Origin of the sequence: Bacteroides sp. RTP21281st1_H5_RTP21281_210402 (assembly GCF_040918965.1) — a bacterium.
In the GTDB taxonomy this organism is placed as follows: Bacteria; Bacteroidota; Bacteroidia; order Bacteroidales; family Bacteroidaceae; genus Bacteroides; species Bacteroides congonensis.
Genome location: NZ_JBCOWR010000001.1, coordinates 440,915 through 462,212 on the forward strand (window position 1 = coordinate 440,915; position 21,298 = coordinate 462,212).

The 21,298-nt window shown below is 41.8% G+C and carries 22 protein-coding genes; 10 read left to right on the plus strand and 12 right to left on the minus strand.

Features of this window, described 5'->3' with window-relative positions; all coding sequences use genetic code 11:
* Both AB5443_RS01815 and bglX read left to right on the plus strand, forming a co-directional pair.
* Positions 1-689 (plus strand): FAD-dependent oxidoreductase (locus tag AB5443_RS01815; protein ID WP_368119582.1); only part of this gene is annotated, 689 nt, incomplete at its 5' end.
* 7 nt (positions 690-696) lie between these two features.
* Entirely contained in the window at positions 697-2,937 is a 2,241-nt protein-coding gene (gene bglX / locus AB5443_RS01820) for a beta-glucosidase BglX (protein ID WP_277130878.1), read from the plus strand.
* Between the two features lie 73 nt (positions 2,938-3,010).
* Here bglX and AB5443_RS01825 read toward each other — a convergent pair whose 3' ends face one another.
* Together AB5443_RS01825 and AB5443_RS01830 are read right to left on the minus strand one after the other, a co-directional pair.
* Positions 3,011-5,071 carry a cytochrome c biogenesis protein CcdA gene (locus tag AB5443_RS01825; protein ID WP_277130880.1) on the minus strand — a complete coding sequence of 687 codons (2,061 nt, stop codon included), beginning with the start codon at positions 5,069-5,071 and terminating at the stop codon, positions 3,011-3,013.
* Positions 5,072-5,087: 16 nt separating this feature from the next.
* The gene (locus AB5443_RS01830; RefSeq protein WP_022139558.1) at positions 5,088-5,387 is read right to left on the minus strand and encodes a Dabb family protein; all 300 of its coding nucleotides are present in this window, start codon (positions 5,385-5,387) and stop codon (positions 5,088-5,090) included.
* Between the two features lie 101 nt (positions 5,388-5,488).
* Between AB5443_RS01830 and udk the strand changes: the two genes are divergently transcribed.
* Together udk and AB5443_RS01840 are read left to right on the plus strand one after the other, a co-directional pair.
* On the plus strand, positions 5,489-6,100 hold the full coding sequence (gene udk / locus AB5443_RS01835) for a uridine kinase (RefSeq protein ID WP_044653296.1): 612 nt from the start codon (positions 5,489-5,491) through the stop codon (positions 6,098-6,100).
* A 37-nt stretch (positions 6,101-6,137) separates the two neighbouring features.
* Positions 6,138-7,529, plus strand: a complete 1,392-nt coding sequence (locus tag AB5443_RS01840) for a transporter substrate-binding domain-containing protein (protein ID WP_368113275.1) — start codon at positions 6,138-6,140, stop codon at positions 7,527-7,529.
* A 10-nt stretch (positions 7,530-7,539) separates the two neighbouring features.
* On the opposite strand, the gene AB5443_RS01845 is transcribed toward AB5443_RS01840, so the two are convergent.
* The 9 genes from AB5443_RS01845 to AB5443_RS01885 form a co-directional block, all read right to left on the minus strand.
* The gene (locus tag AB5443_RS01845) at positions 7,540-9,093 is read right to left on the minus strand and encodes a sodium:solute symporter family protein (protein ID WP_277130884.1); all 1,554 of its coding nucleotides are present in this window, start codon (positions 9,091-9,093) and stop codon (positions 7,540-7,542) included.
* Positions 9,090-9,215 carry a symporter small accessory protein gene (locus tag AB5443_RS01850; protein ID WP_022139562.1) on the minus strand — a complete coding sequence of 42 codons (126 nt, stop codon included), beginning with the start codon at positions 9,213-9,215 and terminating at the stop codon, positions 9,090-9,092. Before AB5443_RS01850 ends, AB5443_RS01845 begins: the two co-directional genes overlap by 4 nt.
* Positions 9,216-9,286: 71 nt before the next feature.
* Positions 9,287-9,886, minus strand: coding sequence for a nitroreductase family protein (locus AB5443_RS01855; protein WP_368113086.1), 600 nt, complete (start codon positions 9,884-9,886; stop codon positions 9,287-9,289).
* A 12-nt stretch (positions 9,887-9,898) separates the two neighbouring features.
* Positions 9,899-12,646, minus strand: a complete 2,748-nt coding sequence (gene metH / locus AB5443_RS01860; RefSeq protein WP_368113087.1) for a methionine synthase — start codon at positions 12,644-12,646, stop codon at positions 9,899-9,901.
* Positions 12,647-12,659: 13 nt separating this feature from the next.
* Positions 12,660-13,112: an SsrA-binding protein gene (gene smpB / locus AB5443_RS01865; RefSeq protein WP_022139564.1), complete on the minus strand. Its 453-nt coding sequence runs from the start codon at positions 13,110-13,112 to the stop codon at positions 12,660-12,662.
* 9 nt (positions 13,113-13,121) lie between these two features.
* Complete coding sequence (locus tag AB5443_RS01870; protein ID WP_277130890.1) at positions 13,122-13,667, minus strand: Yip1 family protein; 546 nt, start codon at positions 13,665-13,667, stop codon at positions 13,122-13,124.
* Between the two features lie 32 nt (positions 13,668-13,699).
* Entirely contained in the window at positions 13,700-14,446 is a 747-nt protein-coding gene (locus tag AB5443_RS01875) for a hypothetical protein (RefSeq protein ID WP_277130892.1), read from the minus strand.
* A gap of 82 nt (positions 14,447-14,528) precedes the next feature.
* Positions 14,529-15,029, minus strand: a complete 501-nt coding sequence (locus AB5443_RS01880; RefSeq protein WP_022139567.1) for a DMP19 family protein — start codon at positions 15,027-15,029, stop codon at positions 14,529-14,531.
* A gap of 444 nt (positions 15,030-15,473) precedes the next feature.
* Positions 15,474-15,878, minus strand: a complete 405-nt coding sequence (locus AB5443_RS01885) for an HsmA family protein (RefSeq protein WP_073348271.1) — start codon at positions 15,876-15,878, stop codon at positions 15,474-15,476.
* Positions 15,879-16,116: 238 nt separating this feature from the next.
* Between AB5443_RS01885 and AB5443_RS01890 the strand changes: the two genes are divergently transcribed.
* The 6 genes from AB5443_RS01890 to AB5443_RS01915 all read left to right on the plus strand — a co-directional run bounded on the left by AB5443_RS01890 (position 16,117) and on the right by AB5443_RS01915 (position 20,877).
* Complete coding sequence (locus AB5443_RS01890) at positions 16,117-16,818, plus strand: iron-sulfur cluster assembly scaffold protein (RefSeq protein ID WP_004296942.1); 702 nt, start codon at positions 16,117-16,119, stop codon at positions 16,816-16,818.
* A 19-nt stretch (positions 16,819-16,837) separates the two neighbouring features.
* Positions 16,838-17,848, plus strand: a complete 1,011-nt coding sequence (locus tag AB5443_RS01895) for a GGGtGRT protein (RefSeq protein ID WP_044653787.1) — start codon at positions 16,838-16,840, stop codon at positions 17,846-17,848.
* A gap of 222 nt (positions 17,849-18,070) precedes the next feature.
* Positions 18,071-18,370: a nucleotidyltransferase family protein gene (locus AB5443_RS01900; protein ID WP_138343319.1), complete on the plus strand. Its 300-nt coding sequence runs from the start codon at positions 18,071-18,073 to the stop codon at positions 18,368-18,370.
* A gap of 380 nt (positions 18,371-18,750) precedes the next feature.
* Positions 18,751-19,104: a DUF1622 domain-containing protein gene (locus tag AB5443_RS01905; RefSeq protein ID WP_277130923.1), complete on the plus strand. Its 354-nt coding sequence runs from the start codon at positions 18,751-18,753 to the stop codon at positions 19,102-19,104.
* Between the two features lie 126 nt (positions 19,105-19,230).
* Positions 19,231-20,331 carry a helix-turn-helix domain-containing protein gene (locus AB5443_RS01910; RefSeq protein WP_338127973.1) on the plus strand — a complete coding sequence of 367 codons (1,101 nt, stop codon included), beginning with the start codon at positions 19,231-19,233 and terminating at the stop codon, positions 20,329-20,331.
* Positions 20,332-20,478: 147 nt separating this feature from the next.
* Positions 20,479-20,877, plus strand: coding sequence for a LytTR family DNA-binding domain-containing protein (locus AB5443_RS01915; protein ID WP_022139908.1), 399 nt, complete (start codon positions 20,479-20,481; stop codon positions 20,875-20,877).
* 18 nt (positions 20,878-20,895) lie between these two features.
* Here AB5443_RS01915 and AB5443_RS01920 read toward each other — a convergent pair whose 3' ends face one another.
* Positions 20,896-21,297, minus strand: a complete 402-nt coding sequence (locus AB5443_RS01920; protein ID WP_277130925.1) for an FKBP-type peptidyl-prolyl cis-trans isomerase — start codon at positions 21,295-21,297, stop codon at positions 20,896-20,898.
* Between the last annotated feature and the right edge of the window lies 1 nt (position 21,298).

A 21,298-nucleotide genomic window follows, 5' to 3' on the forward strand; every position in this document is an offset into this window, starting at 1 on the left:
ATGTAGAAATCGGCGGCGGACTCCCCTACCCCATATCCTATCGTTCCATCATCCCAAAAGAAGAAGAATGTAAGAACTTGCTCGTTCCCGTTTGTCTCTCCGCCAGTCATATCGCCTATGGTTCCATCCGTATGGAGCCGGTATTCATGGTACTGGCACAGTCTGCCGCTATCGCCGCAACAGAAGCCATAAACACAGGAAGCGTGCAGACCGTCGATATCAAAAAAGTACAAGCATTGCTACACGAAAATCCACTATTGGACGGCAGTTCTTCTGAGATACTGATAGACGACTGCGATTTGGACATATCCGCGAATAATGATTGGGAGATTATAAAAAAGCGAGGAGGATATGGCCCCACTTTCCTGAAATCCAAAGCCCGCAACGGTTCACCTGTCCGTTTCACCCCACATATAGAACATGAAGGAAAGTACAAAGTATATACTTATTATCACATGAGAAAAGACATTTCGCCGACTATCACATATTCCATCTCGGACGGAACCGATAGTTGGACAAGAGTCATACATAAAGACAGCGTGAGAATAGAAGGACAAACTTCGGGAGAATGGGTGGAACTGGGAACATACGATTTTCAAAAAAGCCGCATGCCCTATGTAGAAATATCCACTGGAGACACAAGCGGGACGGTCATTGCCGACGCTGTGCTGTTCATACCCGTAAAATAAGATTTATATGTATATGAAAAAGAATTGGTGTTTACTGTATCTGTTATCAATATTTTGTTTTTCCCATGCCCAGAATAAGAATACGTACTTGGAACAAAAGATTGATTCAACCCTATCAAGCATGACTATCCGTGAAAAAGTAGGGCAACTTAACCAGCTTGACGGGCGAGGTACAATTGAGAATTTGAAGGTATTGATACGTAAAGGAGAGATCGGTTCGGTAATGAATGTTACCGAACCCGAAGTGGTCAATGAGTTACAAGAAATTGCCTGCAAACAATCAAGAACGGGTATCCCCTTGGTTTTTACACGCGACGTTGTGCATGGCTTCAAGACCATGCTGCCCATTCCGTTAGGGCAAGCTGCCACTTTCCATCCGGAACTGATACAGGAAGGGGCACGAATCGCAGCCATAGAAGCCACGGAACATGGTGTCAGATGGTCATTTGCACCTATGATAGATATATCCAGAGATGCCCGGTGGGGACGCATAGCCGAAAGTTTCGGTGAAGACACTTATCTCACAGAACAGATGGCTGTCGCCGTAGTAAATGGATTTCAAGGTGACGATTTATCAAATCCGCAATCAATGGCTGCCTGCGCCAAGCATTTTATAGGATATGGATCCGTAGAAGGAGGACGTGATTATAATTCAACCCATATTCCTGAAAGACTGTTGAGAGATGTCTATCTTCCGCCTTTCGAGAAAGCAGTAAAAGCCAACTGTTCCAGTATCATGACTTCGTTCAATGATAACGACGGGATTCCGGCTACGGGTAACAAAAAACTATTAAAGGATATTCTTCGCAAAGAATGGAATTTCGATGGGGTTGCCGTTTCCGACTGGGGTTCTGTAACGGAAATGATAAAACATGGCTTCGCCGAAGACCGGAAAGATGCGGCCCGAAAAGCGATAGAAGCCGGACTGGACATGGATATGTCTTCCAAAGCATTCATTCAGAATATCGAAGAATTAATCGCCAAAGGAATAATTTCCGAAGAGACATTGGACAATGCTGTGCGAAATGTACTAAGATTAAAATTCAGGCTCGGACTGTTTGATAATCCGTACACTGATATCAATAAGAGAAAAGAAACCTACTCGGACAAACATCTGGCTATTGCAAAGAAAATGGCGGAAGAGTCTGTTGCACTATTGAAAAATGAAAGCCGCACATTACCGCTGTCTTCGAACATAAAAAGTATCCTGATAGTAGGCCCGTTGTCCGATGCTCCTCACGACCAACTCGGAACCTGGACAATGGACGGAGAAACAGAGAAAACGCGGACGCCTATAAAAGCACTACGTGAAAAGTATGGCGACAAAGTGAAAATTCATTTTGTGAAAGGTCTGGAGTACAGCAGAGATAAAAATAAGACAAACTTCAATAAGGTATTGGAGAAAGCATACCAGGCAGATGCCATTATAGCTTTTGTCGGTGAAGAAGCCATCCTATCGGGTGAAGCACATTGTCTGGCTGATATAAAACTGCAAGGAGCGCAATCCGAACTTATCAAGGTATTAAGCGGAACAAATAAGCCGCTCATTACAGTTATTATGGCGGGACGCCCGTTGGTTATTAATGAGGAACTGAACCTGTCCGATGCCGTATTGTATGCCTGGCATCCCGGAACGATGGGTGGCGATGCACTGGCGGATATTTTATTTGGCAAGACCACACCTGGTGGCAAACTACCCGTTACTTTCCCAAAAGCAACGGGACAAATTCCCATCTACTATAATCACACCAATAGCGGACGTCCGGCCACAGGAAAAGAAAAGCCTTTGGACGAAATACCTTTAAATGCCAAACAATCCGTATTAGGACATTCCTCTTATTATCTTGATTTAGGAGCACAACCTTTATTCCCGTTCGGATATGGCCTGTCATACACTTCTTTCGAATATTCCGATTTAAAGACAGACCGCACCGTTCTCACTCCGGGAGATACACTTTCAATCAGCGTCAAAGTGAAAAACATGGGACAATATAAAGGAACAGAAGTGGTTCAACTTTATGTATCGGATCTTTTCGGTTCCGTCACCCGACCGGTAAAGGAACTAAAAGGATTTAAAAGGATAGAGTTAAGCCCCAATGAAGAAAAGATGGTAGAATTCGAACTCCCTTCATACGAATTAGCCTTTTGGAATATCGACATGAGGAAAGTAGTGGAACCGGGTAAGTTCAAAATAATGGTTGGCACAGATAGCCAGAATGGGTTGGAAACCTTCTTCGAGGTAAAATAACAACATGGAAAAAGCGACCTCACCAAAAGGATGAGGCCGCTTTTCTATTACCAGTCTATCAGGGAAACAGTTGTTATTTCCCTTTCTTATAGTTTTCCAATCCTGTCTGCAAGAACTCAATGTACCTAGGAATATCCTCATTGTAAGCATATGACTTGTTCACCGGTTTGCCCTGATTATCCAGCAACACATAGAAAGGCTGGGCATTAGCGCCAAACTTCACACGCTGCAGATAGCTCCATTTATCACCAACCGTACGCAAAGTACGTTCCGTACCGTTTTCTACGATTTTCACGGGTTCGCTCAAAGGAGTTTTGTTATCTACATAAAGGGTAATCAATACATAGTCGTTATTAATCAAATCGCTTACTTTCGGGTCAGTCCACACTGCTGCTTCCATCTTACGGCAGTTTACGCAACCATATCCGGTAAAGTCGAGCATAACAGGTTTTCCATTCAGACGCGCATATTCCATTCCCAAATCATAGTCATCGAATTTTGCATGTACGTCATTCTTATACAAATTGAAGTCCTGCGTCTGCATAGGCGGAGCAAATGCACTTACCGCTTTCAAAGGTGCTCCCCACAAACCGGGAACCATATATACGGCAAATGCCAAAGAGACGAGCGCCAAAAAGAAGCGGGTAACTCCCACCTTATTATCATCGTCATCATGCGGGAACTTAATCTTACCCAACAGATAGAATCCGAGCAAAGCAAAAATAACAATCCATAAAGCAAGGAATGTTTCACGGTCAAGCAGTCTCCATCCATAAGCCAAGTCGGCTACTGATAAGAATTTAAGCGCGAATGCCAGTTCAAGGAAACCCAGCGTTACCTTAATTACATTCATCCATCCGCCCGATTTCGGCATAGATTTCAGCCATGACGGGAACAGGGCAAACAGGGTAAACGGCAAAGCCAGTGCAATGGCGAAGCCCAGCATACCGATTGCAGGAGCAACGACACTTCCTGTTGTGGATACCTGTACAAGCAAAAATCCGATAATCGGGCCTGTACAAGAGAAAGATACCAAGGAAAGGGTGAAAGCCATCAGGAAAATACTCAATAATCCGGTGGTGGATTCCGCTTTGCTATCTACTGCATTTCCCCACTTCGACGGCAGTCTGATCTCGAACGCCCCAAAGAATGAAGCAGCGAAAATTACCAGCATCAGGAAGAAGAGGATATTAAAGATGGCATTGGTAGACAAAGCATTTAACGCGCTAGCACCGAAAATCAACGTAATAGCCAATCCCAACACTACATAAATCACAACGATGGACGCACCATATGTCCACGCATCCCGGATACCTTTCTTTTTATCTTTACTGCGTTTCAGGAAGAAACTGACTGTCATAGGGATAATCGGCCACACACAAGGAGTGAACAAAGCGATTAATCCGCCAAGGAAACCTGTTATAAAAATATAAATCCAAGACATATCTTCCTGACCATGTTCTTCGCCTAACGCTTGCAGGTCACTGATAACCGGTTTCCAAAGCTCACTGGAACTAACTGCCGACTGAACATCCGTAGCAGCATCCACCGGAGTAGCGGGAACCAATTCCATCATGGTAGCAGTATCCTTCACTTCAGCAGAAGCCGGAGCAGGCTCTTCCTTTTTCTCCGGTTCTTTTTTCTCCGGCTGCTCCGTTTTAGCCACGGCAGCACTTGCGGCTTTCGCTACTCCGGAGAATTTGAACGGAACTTCAGTAGGCGGAAGACAACTTTCATCGTCACAAGCGCCATATTCCAAGTAACCTTCTATTTCATAAGCCCCACCCGTAAGTTTTACTTTCTGGATAAACTTCGCAGTATTCTCAAAGTAGCGCACTTTCATTTCAAACAACTTGTCGAAAGTAGCCACCTCCTTACCAACCGGCTTCAGTTTACCGGCAAGCTCCAGTCCACTCTTCTTATCGACATTGAATGTCGCAGAAATAGGTCCGCCATCTCCAAGTTCGGTAGAATAAACATGCCATCCGTTATCAATGGTGGCGGTAAAAACAATCTCCGCTTCGGTATCAGAAAGAGTGTTCAACTCAGTTTTGAACTTTACCGGATCTTTAATCTGTGCCTGCAAGGCATAGACTACAAAGCTTAAAAGCAGAAAAGATACAAACTTTTTCATTTTAATAATTGGGGGGTTATAATTCATAATCTACACACGCACGGCTTTCCTTTGTATCAGCCAGAATCTTACCGGCAGCCACATGGTCGGGATGCGTCGCATAGTATTTCACGTCTTCCAGAGTATCAAACTCACTATAAAGAGCTATATTCCACGTTTCTCCGGGATTCATGTTCAATCCGACTTCCACTTTCCGGATCACGGAGATTTTAGCAGGAAGCGCTTCTATTGCTTCCTTGAATTTTGTCATAACTGCCCGCTTCTCTTCGGCAGAAACTTCGTCTTTTAACTTAAATAATACAATGTGTTTTACCATTACGTTGTTATTTTAATGAATTGTTTCTATATTTGTCTTGTTAATACTTTGCATAAACAATGCAAATTTACTCTATTTGGTTTAAATATACACTTAAAGAGATGTTAATTATAGGAATTGCAGGTGGAACTGGCTCCGGAAAGACCACCGTCGTACGAAAAATCGTAGAAAGTCTCCCCGCAGGAGAAGTAGTATTATTACCTCAGGATTCATACTACAAAGACAGTAGTCATGTCCCTGTCGAAGAGCGCCAGAATATTAATTTTGACCATCCGGACGCATTTGAATGGAGCCTGCTCTCCAAACATGTCATGACGCTGAAAGAAGGAAAGAGTATCGAACAGCCTACCTATTCCTATCTGACCTGCACCCGCCAACCCGAAACGATTCATATCGAACCGCGCGAAGTAGTTATCATCGAAGGTATTCTTGCCTTGTGTGACAAGAAACTACGTAATATGATGGATCTTAAAATATTCGTAGATGCCGATCCCGATGAACGGCTGATACGCGTTATCCAAAGAGACGTTGTAGAACGCGGACGTACTGCCGAAGCTGTAATGGAACGCTACACACGGGTTCTGAAACCAATGCACCAGCAATTCATCGAACCATGCAAACGCTATGCCGACCTTATCGTACCGGAAGGCGGCAGCAATAAAGTGGCTATTGATATACTGACCATGTATATCAAGAAACACTTGAAGAGTTGAGAATGGAGAGTTGAAAGTTAAAAACAAAATGTCAGATATGAATGTCAGGACACTGATTATCCCTTTATTCCTTGTGTTATTCTGTTGCGTAATCGGATGCCGGAATAAGCAGCATAGTAAGACGGATGAATCCGTCCACGATCTTCCACAGATAAAAGATAGCGGTGAATTGGTTGTATTGACATTATACAGTTCCACTTCCTATTTCATATACCGGGGACAGGAAATGGGTTTCCAGTATGAACTCAGCGAACAATTTGCCAAAAGCCTGGGATTAAAGCTCAGAATCGAAGTAGCTAACAGCGTTGACGAACTGATTCGGAAATTGCTGGCAGGCGAGGGAGACATGATTACCTACAATCTGCCTATCACCAAAGAATGGAAAGACAGTCTCCTTTATTGTGGGGAAGACGTGATTACCCATCAGGTTATTGTCCAGCAAGGGAGAGGTAAGCAGAAACCTTTGAAAGATGTCACCGAACTGATTGGAAAAGATGTCTATGTGAAACCCGGAAAGTATTATGACCGCCTTGTCAACCTGAACAACGAACTGGGCGGCGGCATCCAAATCCATGAAGTGAACAATGACAGTATCACTATTGAGGACTTGATCACACAAGTGGCGCAAGGTAAAATACCATACACGGTAGCCGACAATGATTTGGCAAAACTTAATAAGACGTATTATCCCAATCTGGATATAAACCTGTCTATCAGCTTCGACCAGCGTTCTTCCTGGGCAGTACGGAAAGGCAGCCCGGAACTAGCCACAGCCGCCACTAAATGGCATCAGGAGAACATGACTTCTCCTGCTTATACAGCCAGTATGAAACGTTACTTTGAAAATAGTAAAATGATGCCCCACTCTCCTATCCTTTCATTGAGAGAGGGAAAGATTTCCCATTATGATGATCTATTCAAGAAGTATTCCAAAGACATCGGATGGGATTGGCGTTTACTGGCGTCTTTGGCTTATACGGAATCCAATTTTGACACAACTGCCGTATCCTGGGCAGGTGCCAAAGGACTCATGCAACTAATGCCCGCCACTGCCCGGGCAATGGGAGTGCCATCAGGAAAAGAACAAAATCCGGAAGAGAGCGTTAAGGCTGCCATCAAGTATATTACTGCTACCGACCGTAGTTTCAGTATGATTCCCGATAAAGAGGAACGTCTCAACTTTATCCTCGCTTCCTACAATGCCGGTCTAGGACATATTTACGATGCCATGGCACTAGCCGAGAAATACGGGAAGAACAAACTGGTATGGAAAGATAATGTAGAAAACTTCATCTTACTCAAAAGCAATGAAGAATACTTCACCGACCCCGTTTGTAAGAACGGTTACTTCCGTGGCATAGAGACTTACAATTTCGTTCGCGACATTATGTCACGCTATGAATCTTACAAAAAGAAAATCAAAGCGTAAAGAAAGTAACTTAATACTTATTTTTGTAGGTTACCAAACTAACCACGACAATAGCCAACACCGATAAAGGCAGAGCAAACAATATCGGGTCAATGACCGGAAAAGGATAAGTGGTAATCAATACATCCCGTCCGAACAAAGCCTTGCAGATACCCAATGCGGCAGATTCTTTCTGATGAAGGAATACGAGAGCAAACAAACTCCCGACTGTTCCTACCCAAAGACTTGCCATTACACCCTGCTTGGTAGCTTTCTTCCAATACAAAGCACAGAAATAAGCAGGAAGGAAAGCAGCCGCACAGATTCCCATAAAGATAGAAGTTCCACGGGCGATAATGTCATGGGGCAGCATATAACAAATAATATAGCTGACTAAAATAGAGAATAATACGCCAAGACGGATTACATTCGTTAGTTTACCCCGTGAGCGCGGCTTATAAGTTCCATAAATATCTGAACCTACCGAAGCTCCCATCGTATGGAACTGTGAGCTAAGGGTAGACATACTGGCTGAAAGGATGCACAACATAAAGAGTGCGGCAAACCAGTCGGGCATTGCCTTATTAATAAAGTAGGGAATAATCTTATCAATATCCTGCACCACTTCCGTTGCAACCGCCCCTTCTGTTTTCAGGAAAAAAAGATTGCTTAATGCCCCGGCATGATAGATAGCGCCTACCGTTATAATCAGAAAGAAACAACCGATAAACACACCACGGTTCAACTGCTTGCTACTCTCCACCGTCATAAAACGAACTACTAGCTGCGGTTGCGCAAGACAGCCGATTCCAACTCCTAATATAAGAGAAGTTACCAATGAATACCATTGTGGAGAACCCGTCACAGGCATAGCCGTCCATCCCTGATGCCCCAATGCCTTAAACTTTTCCGGAACTAACGGAGCAATGGCAGTCAATTCTTTATTAGCCTCCACAAAGTTCATTTCAAGTACCTGATATAGAGAGAACAACAGAAACAGCATACACCCAAACATGATAACTGCCTGTAAAGCATCTGTGTACATTACACCTTTCATACCGCCGGCAATAACATAAGCGGCAATCACCAATGTAAATATCAATAAGGAAATATTGAAGTCTATTTGAAAAATCTGCTCAATAAATACCGCTCCGCCTTTCATTACAACTGCCGCATAAAGTGGCATCCCAATGAAAATAACGGCGGCAATAAATACCTGTATATTACGTGAACGGAAATGCCGCCCTAATAATTGAGGGAAAGTACTCACGTTTAGTTTTGCCCCCATACGCCGGGTGCGTAACCCGAAGAAAATGAAGGCAATGACAACGCCGATAAACATATTAAGGAAACACAACCACTGGATACCCATTCCGAAAGCAGCAGCCACACCACCAAAACCCACGATAGCAGATGCGGAAATAAACGTAGCACCATAAGAAAGTGCCATCACAATAGGATTCATCTGTCGTCCCCCCACCAGATAGTCACTGGTAGACGTCGTTTTCTTATATCCTAAAAAGCCAAGATAGGCAAGTGACAGCAGATAAGCTATCACAATCAGTCCAAGTGTAAATGTATTCATCGTGTTTCGTCTTTTTCATCGTCCTTATTCCAATATTTCAGCCCAAACCAGGCAGCAAAAATCACGCATACCACCGAAAGCAGGTATGGCATAATGATAAAAGGGTCTTCTATTCCAAACATTTGCGTATCAGATTTTAATCAATTAAGTCGCAAATGTAAGGAATTTATTGAAAAGACAAAACTTTTGTTTACTAATACTGATTATAATGTATCTTTTTCTCGTCAAATTTCTGTTTCGGGTTCTCTTTTGTAGCCGGATAGCCGAAAGGAATGACACAAAGCGGAAGAATATTCTCCGGAAGCCCGGTATACTTGCGTACTACCTGCATACGATCTTTATAAGGATAAGCTGCCGTCCATACAGCCCCCAATCCCAGGCTTTCGGCAGCAAGCAGAATATTCTGGGTGGCAGCGGAACAGTCCAGATACCAATAGGATGAGCGTGCAGAGTCCCCGCAAACAACAATGGCATTGCGAGCCTGCGTCAACATTTTGGCATAAGGAAGTGCGGCAGCCATCGAATCCAGTCTGGCACGGTCGGTCACTACGACAAACTCCCAAGGACGGACATCCTTTCCCGAAGGTGCAGCCATTCCGGCACGAAGCATCAAGTCGATTTTCTCTTTCTCCACTCCTTTATTCAGATAAGTGCGCACGCTTTTGCGCTCGAAGATATTATCCAATGCAGCATTTCCGGTCTCGGACGTTCCTTTTTCTTCTTTTGCAGAAGAACATGACATCATAGCAATTACTGCTATGAACAGACACAGGAAAGAGAAAATCTTTTTCATTGTGGTAATGTTTTAAAATAGGTTCAACTTATTTTTCTGGGCTTCTTCCAGTGAAACAGTTTCACGTTTCATCAAGCCGCTCTTTTCACGAAGTGCCTCATATTCAGTTTTCAATTCGCTCACCAGTTCGGCTTTCGCTTGCGGATTCAGTAATCTGGCGGCAACACCCGCATTCAATGACGCATCTTTGAGGTGCACCACCGGAGCATGATATACAGGGGCGATCTTCAATGCCGTATGCATCTTTGAGGTAGTAGCTCCTCCGATCAGAAGAGGTATATCCAGTCCTGCCTTTTCCAATTCGACGGCTACGTGAGCCATTTCTTCCAGGGAAGGAGTTATCAGACCGCTCAACCCAATCATGTCCACCTTTTCTTCAATAGCACGCTGAACGATTGTTTCTGCGGGCACCATCACTCCTAAGTCAACAATATCATAACCGTTGCAGGCCATCACCACGGCAACGATATTCTTTCCGATATCGTGCACGTCTCCTTTCACGGTAGCAAGTAATATTTTTCCGGCAGAGGTTGCTCCATCAGTTTTCTCCGATTCAATGACAGGCTGAAGGATAGCAACGGCTTTCTTCATTGTCCGCGCAGTCTTTACTACTTGTGGAAGAAACATCTTACCTGCGCCGAACAGTTCACCGACATAATTCATTCCATCCATCAACGGGCCTTCAATCACATTGACCGCTTTATCGTAAAGTGGCAGTGCTTCTGCCAAATCCTGTTCGAGAAAATCGCCAATTCCTTTCATCAAAGCGTATTTCAAACGTTCCTGAACAGAGTCTTCTCTCCAAGCATCCTGCTTGACAGCCGATTCTCCCGCTGCTCCACTCATGGTAGCTTTCAGAGATTCCGCCAGTTCGATAAGACGCTCCGCAGCATCGGGACGACGGTTCAAAACGACATCTTCAATCTTCTCCAGTACATCTGTCGGAATATCGCTATAAAGCACGGAAGTTCCCGGATTCACAATTCCCATATCCATTCCTTGCTGAATGGCATGATAAAGGAACACGGCATGCATGGCTTCACGGATATAGTTATTGCCACGGAAAGAGAAAGAAAGGTTACTTACTCCACCACTGATATGCGCACCGGGAAGGTTTTTCTTAATCCATCCGGTAGCTTCAATGAAGTCTACCGCATAGTTGTTATGTTCTTCGATTCCCGTAGCTACGGCGAGCACATTGGGGTCGAAGATAATATCATGGGGATTAAAATTGACTTTGTCGACCAACAGGCGGTATGCACGTTGGCACACCTCTATCTTGCGGGCGGCCGTATCCGCCTGGCCTTTTTCATCAAAAGCCATTACGACAGCGGCAGCTCCATATTGTTTGATAGTCCGGGCATGTTCGAGGAATACTTCTTCCCCTTCTTTCAAAGAAATAGAGTTAACGATTGACTTACCTTGCAGGCATTTCAATCCGGCAACAATCACTTCCCATTTGGATGAATCAATCATAACCGGGACACGGGCTATTTCCGGTTCGGACATGATAAGGTTCAGGAAGGTAGTCATCTCGGTCTTGGCATCCAATAGACCGTCGTCCATATTGACGTCGATCACCAAAGCTCCGTCTTCTACCTGTTGGCGGGCGATGGAAAGAGCTTCATCGTATTTCTTTTCATTGATAAGACGAAGGAATTTACGTGAACCGGCTACGTTACAACGTTCGCCGACATTCACAAAATTAATTTCCGGTTTCACTTCCAGCAGTTCAAGGCCGGAAAGCCACATACAATCCGGTTTTGCAGCCGGGACGTGTGGTTGAGCACCTTCTATCAGGGCTGAATATTCGGCAATGTAGGCGTCTGTCGTTCCACAGCAACCACCGATAATATTGATTAATCCTTCGTCAATATACTCTTTCACTTCGTGAGCCATATCCGCAGGTGTCTGGTCGTACTTACCGAGGCTGTTCGGTAATCCGGCATTTGGATAGGCACTAATATAATAAGGTGCACGGGCTGCCAATTGCTCAAGGAAAGGTTTCAACTGACGGGCACCGAACGAGCAGTTCAGGCCGACAGAGAAAATATTGGCATGCTGTACGGAAGCGAGAAATGCTTCCAATGTTTGTCCTGACAGAGTACGTCCGCCAATATCGGATACAGTCACTGATAACATGACAGGTACTTCAACACCTGTCGCTTTCATTGCCTGTTCAGCGGCAAAAATAGCCGCTTTCGCATTCAGCGTATCAAATATCGTTTCAATCAGAATGGCGTCTACCCCACCCTCAAGCATTGCTTCCATCTGTTGCTGATAGGCGGCGGCCAGTTCGTCGTAGCTCAAAGCACGGTAAGCCGGATTGTTCACGTCGGGGCTCATGGAGCAGGTTTTGTTCGTAGGCCCTACGGAGCCGGCTACAAAACGGGGTTTGTCGGGATTCTTTGCAGTATATTCGTCCGCAAGTTCACGGGCTAGCTTCACTGCGGCAAGATTCATTTCACGCACATATTCTTCTACGTGATAATCGGCCATAGAAACAGTGGTCGAACTGAATGTATTGGTTTCAATAATGTCCGCGCCTGCTTCCAGGTATTTACGGTGAATATCCCGAATCACATCGGGACGTGTCAGACACAACAAGTCATTATTCCCTTTCAACTGTCCGGGAATATGCGCGAAACGTTCACCACGAAAATCTTCTTCTTTGAGATTATATTGTTGAATCATGGTACCCATTGCTCCATCCAAAATAAGGATGCGCTCGGATACGATCTGCGAAATAGTCTTTTTCATTTATCCTATCATGTCATCGTTTGAACATTCTTGCCATATCTCTACGGTCATCTTTTTCCTTAATGGATTCTCGTTTATCATATTCTTTCTTACCTTTCGCCAAAGCGATCACCAGTTTCGCCAAACCTTTTTCATTGATAAACAAGCGTACGGGAACAACCGTAAAACCGGGATTCTTCATATCCCGTTGAAGTTTCTCCAATTCTTTCTTACTAAGCAACAACTTCCTCTCCCTGCGCGCCGTATGATTATTGTACGAACCATAGAAGTACTCGGCGATGTGCATATTCTTCACCCATAATTCGCCTTTCGCAAAATAACAAAACGTATCTACCAGGCTGGCTTTTCCCAAACGAATGGACTTGATTTCAGTACCGGTCAGTACAATACCTGCTGTGTAGGTATCTATCAGTTCGTAATCAAACGTAGCCCGTTTATTCTTAATATTTACAGAGGGTTGTTTCATCTTCACACATTAATTAAGTATGGCCGTCAGTCTGTTAAACACAATTTGAATCACCGTCGGACATAGTATTAACAATGCAGACGACAAAAGGGTGTATCTCAATCGTTGTTTTTCTTCTACTCCCATCAGCACAGGAACTCCTTCCCATACTACATAGACGATATAAAACTGTAGCAGCCAGGCAATAATTCTAAAATCAGGTAATAGTCCGGTTACAATCTGAAGCAAGAAAGGTACAACAAGTGCATATCCTGCAAACTGTTGTGTCAGCGGCATATTGCTATGCATGCCAAACATTCTTGTCCCCATCTCATTAATGGCATAAGCAGCCAGAAAGTAGCCACCGAACAAGGCTACAGCTACGGCACAGCAATTGGTCATAGCTATCTGGAAACTTTGCGGACCACCCCACCCATTCGTCAGTAATGAACCGATGAACACGGACAGACCGCATAAACCAATCATAGGATAGACAAAAGCCATATATACTTTTCGCCTATCCTCTTCCATAGAAATTTCCTCCCAAGCCTTGGCCGGAGAGGAAATCAGTTTCATTGCTATGTTAAATAGTTCTTTGTAGTTCAATGTTACTGCGTAATCTTTGAATAATCTATTTCAAATTTTCCATCCTTGGTATAATTTGCATCATCCAACTTATTATTTTCACCATTTACCTTAGCCTTTATCGTTATTTTCTTTAATTTTCCATCAAATTGAGATATAACAGAGGTCAAGTCATAAGACTGATGTACTATAGTTAACACTGCACGTTTTTCTGTTTTATCTTCAGATATAACATCACTCAAATTTAAAACCAATTCTGTATCCCCTTCTTTAATCTCATCATAGGTTATATATACAGTATGTTTTTTAACATCCTCAGCGACTTCGGCATTGGTTGTGCCCTTACTCCAAATCATAGCTGGTACAATCAATGTATTTTTATCGAACAAGAAAGGATATACATTTTGATAATCTAAAGCATAAATTGCGGCATCCGGCGTTTGCTCCATACTAGTTACAGCTGCTCCATCAATTTTAGTGGGAGTAGAAGTCAAAGTCAAAGTTATAGAAGCAGTACTTACATTCACATCTTCCTGATTATATTGACCATTAACAATATACATGCCTGAATTTAAAAGCATAATACTACTCGGATCTGTAGGTACCAACTTAGTCCCATCCATCATTTTAAAGCTACTATTGTAATAGTCTAACCTAGCTATGACACTTAAAGTTTGCGGTCCATTATCATCCCCATTCATACAAGAAGTAACCGACATACCCATCACCACAGCCATCAAAGCTACCAAGAAAAATTTCATCTGTTTCATAAACATATTTTTTAGATTTTGCAAAGATATAAATTCTAATTCACAATTAATAAATGCAGATACTTAAAAAATACTGCATCCGCTACTTTATTATTTTTGCAAAAAGTTCCAAATGGTCATCTACATAACTTGCAATCACTGCCGTAATCTGCTCTTCCATCTCTAAATAAGCCTCTTCCAAGTCATCAAAAGCTTCGTATTGCTCATACATAGCCATGAATTCATCATCCGTCCGTTCCTTCTCCAAGTCTTTCCGGTTGGCATCAAATATCTTCTTTGCTTTATAGATTAGCTTCGAGAATTCATCCACTCCCCACAAACGCATTACTTTAGCAAACGGATTATCAAAGATATATCCGCCATAACCGTTCTGAATCAACTGGCAGAATCCCCCTGCCATCACCTCATCACGAAATATCTGATAAGCCAGCAAAGAATGTTGTTCTCCTGTCAATAAAGGCATCGTCTCCGCAGTCAGTTCGCCACCGATCACCTCTTTATATTTATCTGTAAACGCCTGGATAAATTCATCCATTCCTTCACCCGCAGCCTTTTGTAAAGCTGATTCTACAACTTCGATCATAATCTTTTTTTATAAATGATGCAGCAAAGCTACGAATTTTATTCTACATCCAATAACAATCCTTCTACAATCTTACCAATCTTAATTTCATTATCAGTCCTCCACCTTCTTCACACGAATCTTATCATCTCATTTACAGACATTTCCGGTGAACAATTCATATAAAACACCGTATTCACCTCTATTCACACCCTTCACAAGATATGTATTTTCCAATCTTACAATATAGTGAGAACTAATATTGGCTATATTATAGGAACAGACAAATAGTGTATATATTCCGAATAAAAAATGTTTGTTCAATAGTAGCCGACTCCAGTTGACCACCTAGCCAACTCTAGTCAGCTAATTAGCCGGCTATAGTTGGCTAATAGGACAACTATAGCCGGCCGACAAGTATAAAGTAAAATGTTTATGAATACCAGACTCTATTCAGACCGCTTATCATGCATGTAAACGCATCCCCAAATACATACCTATAAAATAAGGTATAAGCCAGATGCACCAAACCACAATGCTGAAACGGTTAAAATGCCGTTTCGCCTGTGCCGACCCCTTCACGTAAGTCCATATCGCCCATGAAGCATGTACAAACATAAGAAGAATGGCAATCGTACCCGTCACTGTATGAATCTCGTCATGCAAATGAGTCAACTCTGCAATATGTTCCATCAGGCTCGTGCCAACCGCATCGGCTATCAGACCGAGAAGAAAGAAAATAATATGCCAAAACTTCAATTTCTTTTGGAGACGTTCTCCCCAAACACCAATCGAATAAAAAATAAGCGCAGATGAAATAACGCAAATTGCCGCAATTAAATAATGTATATCTATTTGGTTCAGTTCCATAAATTTTGGTTTTCTACTAATAACAAAGCAACAAATAGATAGTTCGTCCATCCTCAATCTTCCGCAAATGCAATCCCGACTTTACAAACTGCGAAAAAACGTAAACTGAATTGTCACTTTTCACAAAAAAGTAATAAAAGGCGATTTGCAGAAACAAATAAATCGACTACCTTTGTGGGCGATTTAGAGAATCGTGACTACGTATTTTTAATTATATCACTTAAAAAAAGAGCTAATTATGACTTATTCACACGAAGTGGAACACATGTGTGTTGTAAAGAAGGGTCCTAACCACGGACCGGCTCCCATACCCGAAGAAGGCAAATGGGTAAAATCTAAAGAAATCGTTGATATTTCTGGTTTGACACACGGTATCGGTTGGTGCGCTCCTCAACAAGGTGCTTGTAAACTGACACTGAACGTTAAAGAAGGTATTATCCAGGAAGCTTTGATCGAAACAATCGGTTGCTCCGGTATGACTCACTCGGCTGCTATGGCTTCTGAAATCCTTCCGGGTAAAACAGTTCTTGAAGCACTGAACACTGACCTTGTTTGCGACGCTATCAACACAGCTATGCGCGAACTGTTCCTGCAAATCGTTTACGGACGTACCCAATCGGCTTTCTCTGAAGGTGGTTTGATCATCGGTGCAGGTTTGGAAGACTTGGGTAAAGGTCTGCGTAGCCAGGTAGGTACTCTTTATGGTACTTTGGCAAAAGGCCCCCGTTACCTTGAAATGGCAGAAGGTTATATCAAACAAATCTTCTTGGACAAGAACGACGAAATCTGCGGATACGAATTCGTACACATGGGTAAGTTCATGGACGAAATCAAAAAAGGTACTGATGCTAACGAAGCATTGAAGAAAGTTACAGGTACTTATGGTCGCGTAACAGCAGAACAGGGAGCAGTTAAATCTATTGATCCACGTCACGAATAATATAAGGAGGAAAGAAACTATGATTAGAGAAGTAAAATTCGAAAGCCAAGACCGTCGTATCAAGCAGATTATCGCTGCTTTGAACGCTAACGGCATCAAAGATATCGAAGAAGCTAACGCTATCTGTGAAGCTCATGGACTTGATCCTTATAAAACGTGTGAAGAAACTCAGCCTATCTGCTTCGAAAATGCAAAATGGGCGTATGTTGTAGGTAGCGCTATCGCTATTAAGAAAGGTTGCACCAACGCTGCTGAAGCTGCTGAAGCTATCGGTATCGGCCTGCAAGCATTCTGTATCCCAGGTTCTGTAGCTGACGACCGTAAGGTTGGTATCGGTCACGGTAACTTGGCTGCTATGTTGCTGCGCGAAGAAACTAAATGTTTCGCATTCCTGGCAGGTCACGAATCTTTCGCTGCTGCCGAAGGTGCTATCAAAATTGCCGCAAAAGCAGACAAAGTACGTAAAGAACCGTTGCGTTGCATCCTGAACGGTCTTGGAAAAGACGCTGCTCAGATCATCTCTCGTATCAACGGCTTTACTTATGTTCAGACTCAATTCGATTACTTTACAGGTGAACTGAAAGTTGTTCGCGAAATCGCTTACTCTGACGGCCCTCGTGCCAAAGTAAAATGCTACGGTGCTGACGACGTTCGCGAAGGTGTAGCTATCATGTGGAAAGAAGGTGTAGACGTATCTATTACAGGTAACTCTACTAACCCGACCCGTTTCCAACACCCGGTTGCCGGTACCTACAAGAAAGAACGTGTTCTTGCTGGCAAACCTTATTTCTCAGTAGCTTCAGGTGGTGGTACAGGTCGTACTCTTCACCCGGACAACATGGCGGCTGGTCCTGCTTCTTATGGTATGACTGATACTATGGGTCGTATGCACTCAGACGCTCAGTTCGCCGGTTCTTCATCTGTTCCTGCTCACGTAGAAATGATGGGATTCTTGGGAATTGGTAACAACCCGATGGTAGGTTGTACTGTAGCTTGTGCTGTTGACGTAGCTCAGGCTTTAGCTAAGTAATTATAACGATTACGACATATTAAATCCCTGTAACCTAAAAGGTTATGGGGATTTTTATTTTTACATCTCTTATATCAAGTACTTGATATATCCTTCTTTCCAAACTTTTTAATTAAACTTCATCTACCATACAAAATATTGAGCATAAATATAACTATCCTTCATGAGTCCTTGTTAAAGTAAGAGTTATTAATTATCTTTGCAATGAAAGGAGATAAACCTATGAAGTTGATTGAAAACAATATCCTAAAGATTATTGACCTATGCAAAAAGCATAAGGTGCATAAATTATTTGTCTTCGGTTCTGTTCTTACGAGTCGCTTTAATGACAACAGTGATATTGATTTTGTTGTCGATTTCAACAAAGCAGAAGTAAGTGATTACTTTGATAATTTCTTCGACTTTAAATATGCCTTAGAAAATTTATTTGACAGAAAAGTAGATTTACTGGAAGAACAAACTATTAAGAACCCATATTTGAAGAAGAATGTGGATACAACTAAAACTTTAATTTATGGATGATTTAACAAAGAAATTATAGAGATAGCGTAGCACTAACTCATATGGTATGACGGATACAATGGATCGTAATTAAAAAGAAGTATGGAGTATATCAATGAATTTCACAAGCTATGGATAGAGCGTACTCGCCAATCAATAGCCTTTTGGAGCAAGCAGTCTGCATCGTTAGAAGAAAAAAAGAAGCAGCAAGAACGCTTGGATCAACAGAAAACTATAAGAGAGGGCAAATCGAAGAACTGATTTCATTTTGCCAATTCACCTATATATCTTTTTTGCACATAAACAGAGCATTATTAGCAACTTCCATTCATTACTATTAAATACAAGAACCATTATATCACTTTATTTGTTTATATTTTATATCCCTAATATTATACACAATGCTACTGACTTTCTTGAATATGCTTGCTACTATCATCAGCGTTATAAGCCTGCTGATCGTCACCTATGGAGTACTCGTCGGCTTCATCGCTTTCATGCGCAATGAAATAAAACGGTTCAACGGAACATATACCATCAATAACATCCGGCAGCTCAGAGCTGATTTCGGCAGTTATCTTTTACTTGGTCTGGAGTTTCTGATTGCATCCGATATACTGAAAACTGTGGTTGATCCGGCTTTAGATGAATTGGCAATCTTAGGCGGAGTAGTTGTGGTAAGAACTGTGCTTTCTGTTTTTCTGAATAAAGAGATCAAAGAATTGGCAGAAAATGAATCTCTGAAAGAAAAATAAATATATATAGGTATAATAAATACTCAAAGACATTTTTCCTATTGTCTGATATGACTAAATTACTTATCTTTGTTTCATTGACTTTTCAATTAAAATAAGGGAAAATTAGAAACACGTCATATAAACATGGGAATACTACATTTATCAATTGAACTCACACTTGATTTGATTGCACTGATATCAGGAATTATTCTTATTTTCCGGGCTAAAGACAATTACCCGAAATTATATTGGGGAATTATAGCAGCGTGTATAGGGCTTATGTTTTCATGGGAAAATATCGGATGGCTGACAATTGTTACAGATACTCCGGAATATAATTTCATCGATCTGCTTAACATCGAAAAGATGCTCAAATGGTATGCTTTAGCCAATATTGTCGCACTATTCCCCATTGCTTCACTATCTCCGGGGCATCTTAACCACTTCAGAATATTTACATTCCTATTGCCACCTATCATTACAATAACCGTAGGGATCTGTTATTTAGGGTTCAACGGTGTCATAACTCCTATTTATTCATTGAATGAAATAATACCGAATATAAACAATACGGATGTCAAACTTAGGATTTGCATATTCTTACTTTCTGTTTTAACGCCCCTCTTTATTCTTATTTATGCAATATTCAGCACTAAGACCTATCGCAGAATAAATAAGAATATGCACTTATTCATAGGTTTCCTGTTCTTGTTTTTAGGAATATACACTCTGTTTACGTTGAGTATCAACGAATTTATATTCAATTTATTCGGCATAACGGCAATTGTTTTCACCGTTTTATTTTCAGTACTATATTTACGACATGAGAATCCATTCTCGGATCATATCAGTATGGTATATAGCACAGAAAAAGAGATGCCGCACATAGAAAACTCACCTCAGTCTCTCCCACTCTTCTCAACTATTGAAACCTATCTTAAAGAAAAGCATCCTTATACAGACCAACTGTATAACATGAAAGATTTAGCAAAATCCTTAAACAAAAAAGAACATGATATTTCGATGGCAATCAAAAGTCAGGGTTTTAGCGGTTTCCGTGAATATATAAATTGTAACCGCCTGGAATATTTCAAACGGTTAGCAGTCGAGAATCCGGGAAAAAGCATGAAAGAATTAATGTTCGCATCCGGTTTTAGTTCACGGGCAACTTTCTATCGGAACTTTTCCGACAAGTATGGTGTGTCACCCAGTCAGTTCCTTGAAAATCAGAACAATGAAGAATAAAAACTCATTTTAAATACTGCCAATACCACTATGTAAAAGTGTCTCATTTCAGAAATGAGACACTTTTTATTTTTATGATTAAAAGTAAAACTCTACCTTTGGCTGAAAACAAACGTATGACATAAGTTATATAGACAAACTAATCACATGGACAACCAAGAGACACACATCGAACATTGTAATCATACAATCATCGAGAAGAATCAGAAAAACATTTTTTTATACACTACTATTACCGGAAATTTACAAGTGGTTCATTTTGAAGAAATCGGTTATTTCCGTTATAACTCCAAAAGTAAATTGTGGGAAGTTGTATTGTATAATAAGCATACCTTAATATTGAAGAGAAATACAAACTCACAGAAAATACTGAGTTTGCATCCTTATCTGATTCAGATCAGCCAGTCTTATATTATCAATATCACTTATCTGGCATCTATTGAAGATAATAATTGCCTGCTACTTCCTCCCTTCAGTAACTCGGAATCCCTGCAAGTAAGCAAATCCTTTATGAAAAAGCTGAAGGAAAGATATCCTTGTCTCTGACAATCAAAAGCCTTGTCTTTATGCAACAGCCAATAGTTTCACTTCGAATACCAATGTTGAGTAAGCCGGTATAGAATCAGTATTCTTATTACCGTATCCCAGTGTATAAGGTATATAAATAATCCATTTATCGCCAACGTGCATTTTTTGAAGTGCCACCTGCCAACCTTCTATCACATCACTAAGCCGCAAGGCATCCGGGCAATTGCGTTCATAAGAATTATCAAATATCCGGCCGTCAATCAGACTTCCCGTATAATGCACGGTGACAATACTCCGCGCACCGGGAGAAATCGTTCCTTCACCAGTCTCCAACACTTTATAATAGATACCGCCCGGCAATGCAAAAACACCTTCCTGAGAAGCCAATCTTTTCAGAAACCGGCGGTTAGCTTCTTTGTATTCTTTCTTTTTTCCCATA

Coding starts and splice junctions, on each gene's coding strand:
- bglX (WP_277130878.1), top strand. CDS start 697: ATGTATATGAAAAAGAATTGGTGTTTACTGTATCTGTTATCAATATTT.
- AB5443_RS01825 (WP_277130880.1), bottom strand. CDS start 5,071: ATGAAAAAGTTTGTATCTTTTCTGCTTTTAAGCTTTGTAGTCTATGCC.
- AB5443_RS01830 (WP_022139558.1), bottom strand. CDS start 5,387: ATGGTAAAACACATTGTATTATTTAAGTTAAAAGACGAAGTTTCTGCC.
- udk (WP_044653296.1), top strand. CDS start 5,489: ATGTTAATTATAGGAATTGCAGGTGGAACTGGCTCCGGAAAGACCACC.
- AB5443_RS01840 (WP_368113275.1), top strand. CDS start 6,138: ATGAATGTCAGGACACTGATTATCCCTTTATTCCTTGTGTTATTCTGT.
- AB5443_RS01845 (WP_277130884.1), bottom strand. CDS start 9,093: ATGAATACATTTACACTTGGACTGATTGTGATAGCTTATCTGCTGTCA.
- AB5443_RS01850 (WP_022139562.1), bottom strand. CDS start 9,215: ATGTTTGGAATAGAAGACCCTTTTATCATTATGCCATACCTGCTTTCG.
- AB5443_RS01855 (WP_368113086.1), bottom strand. CDS start 9,886: ATGAAAAAGATTTTCTCTTTCCTGTGTCTGTTCATAGCAGTAATTGCT.
- metH (WP_368113087.1), bottom strand. CDS start 12,646: ATGAAAAAGACTATTTCGCAGATCGTATCCGAGCGCATCCTTATTTTG.
- smpB (WP_022139564.1), bottom strand. CDS start 13,112: ATGAAACAACCCTCTGTAAATATTAAGAATAAACGGGCTACGTTTGAT.
- AB5443_RS01870 (WP_277130890.1), bottom strand. CDS start 13,667: ATGAAACTGATTTCCTCTCCGGCCAAGGCTTGGGAGGAAATTTCTATG.
- AB5443_RS01875 (WP_277130892.1), bottom strand. CDS start 14,446: ATGAAACAGATGAAATTTTTCTTGGTAGCTTTGATGGCTGTGGTGATG.
- AB5443_RS01880 (WP_022139567.1), bottom strand. CDS start 15,029: ATGATCGAAGTTGTAGAATCAGCTTTACAAAAGGCTGCGGGTGAAGGA.
- AB5443_RS01885 (WP_073348271.1), bottom strand. CDS start 15,878: ATGGAACTGAACCAAATAGATATACATTATTTAATTGCGGCAATTTGC.
- AB5443_RS01890 (WP_004296942.1), top strand. CDS start 16,117: ATGACTTATTCACACGAAGTGGAACACATGTGTGTTGTAAAGAAGGGT.
- AB5443_RS01895 (WP_044653787.1), top strand. CDS start 16,838: ATGATTAGAGAAGTAAAATTCGAAAGCCAAGACCGTCGTATCAAGCAG.
- AB5443_RS01900 (WP_138343319.1), top strand. CDS start 18,071: ATGAAGTTGATTGAAAACAATATCCTAAAGATTATTGACCTATGCAAA.
- AB5443_RS01905 (WP_277130923.1), top strand. CDS start 18,751: ATGCTACTGACTTTCTTGAATATGCTTGCTACTATCATCAGCGTTATA.
- AB5443_RS01910 (WP_338127973.1), top strand. CDS start 19,231: ATGGGAATACTACATTTATCAATTGAACTCACACTTGATTTGATTGCA.
- AB5443_RS01915 (WP_022139908.1), top strand. CDS start 20,479: ATGGACAACCAAGAGACACACATCGAACATTGTAATCATACAATCATC.
- AB5443_RS01920 (WP_277130925.1), bottom strand. CDS start 21,297: ATGGGAAAAAAGAAAGAATACAAAGAAGCTAACCGCCGGTTTCTGAAA.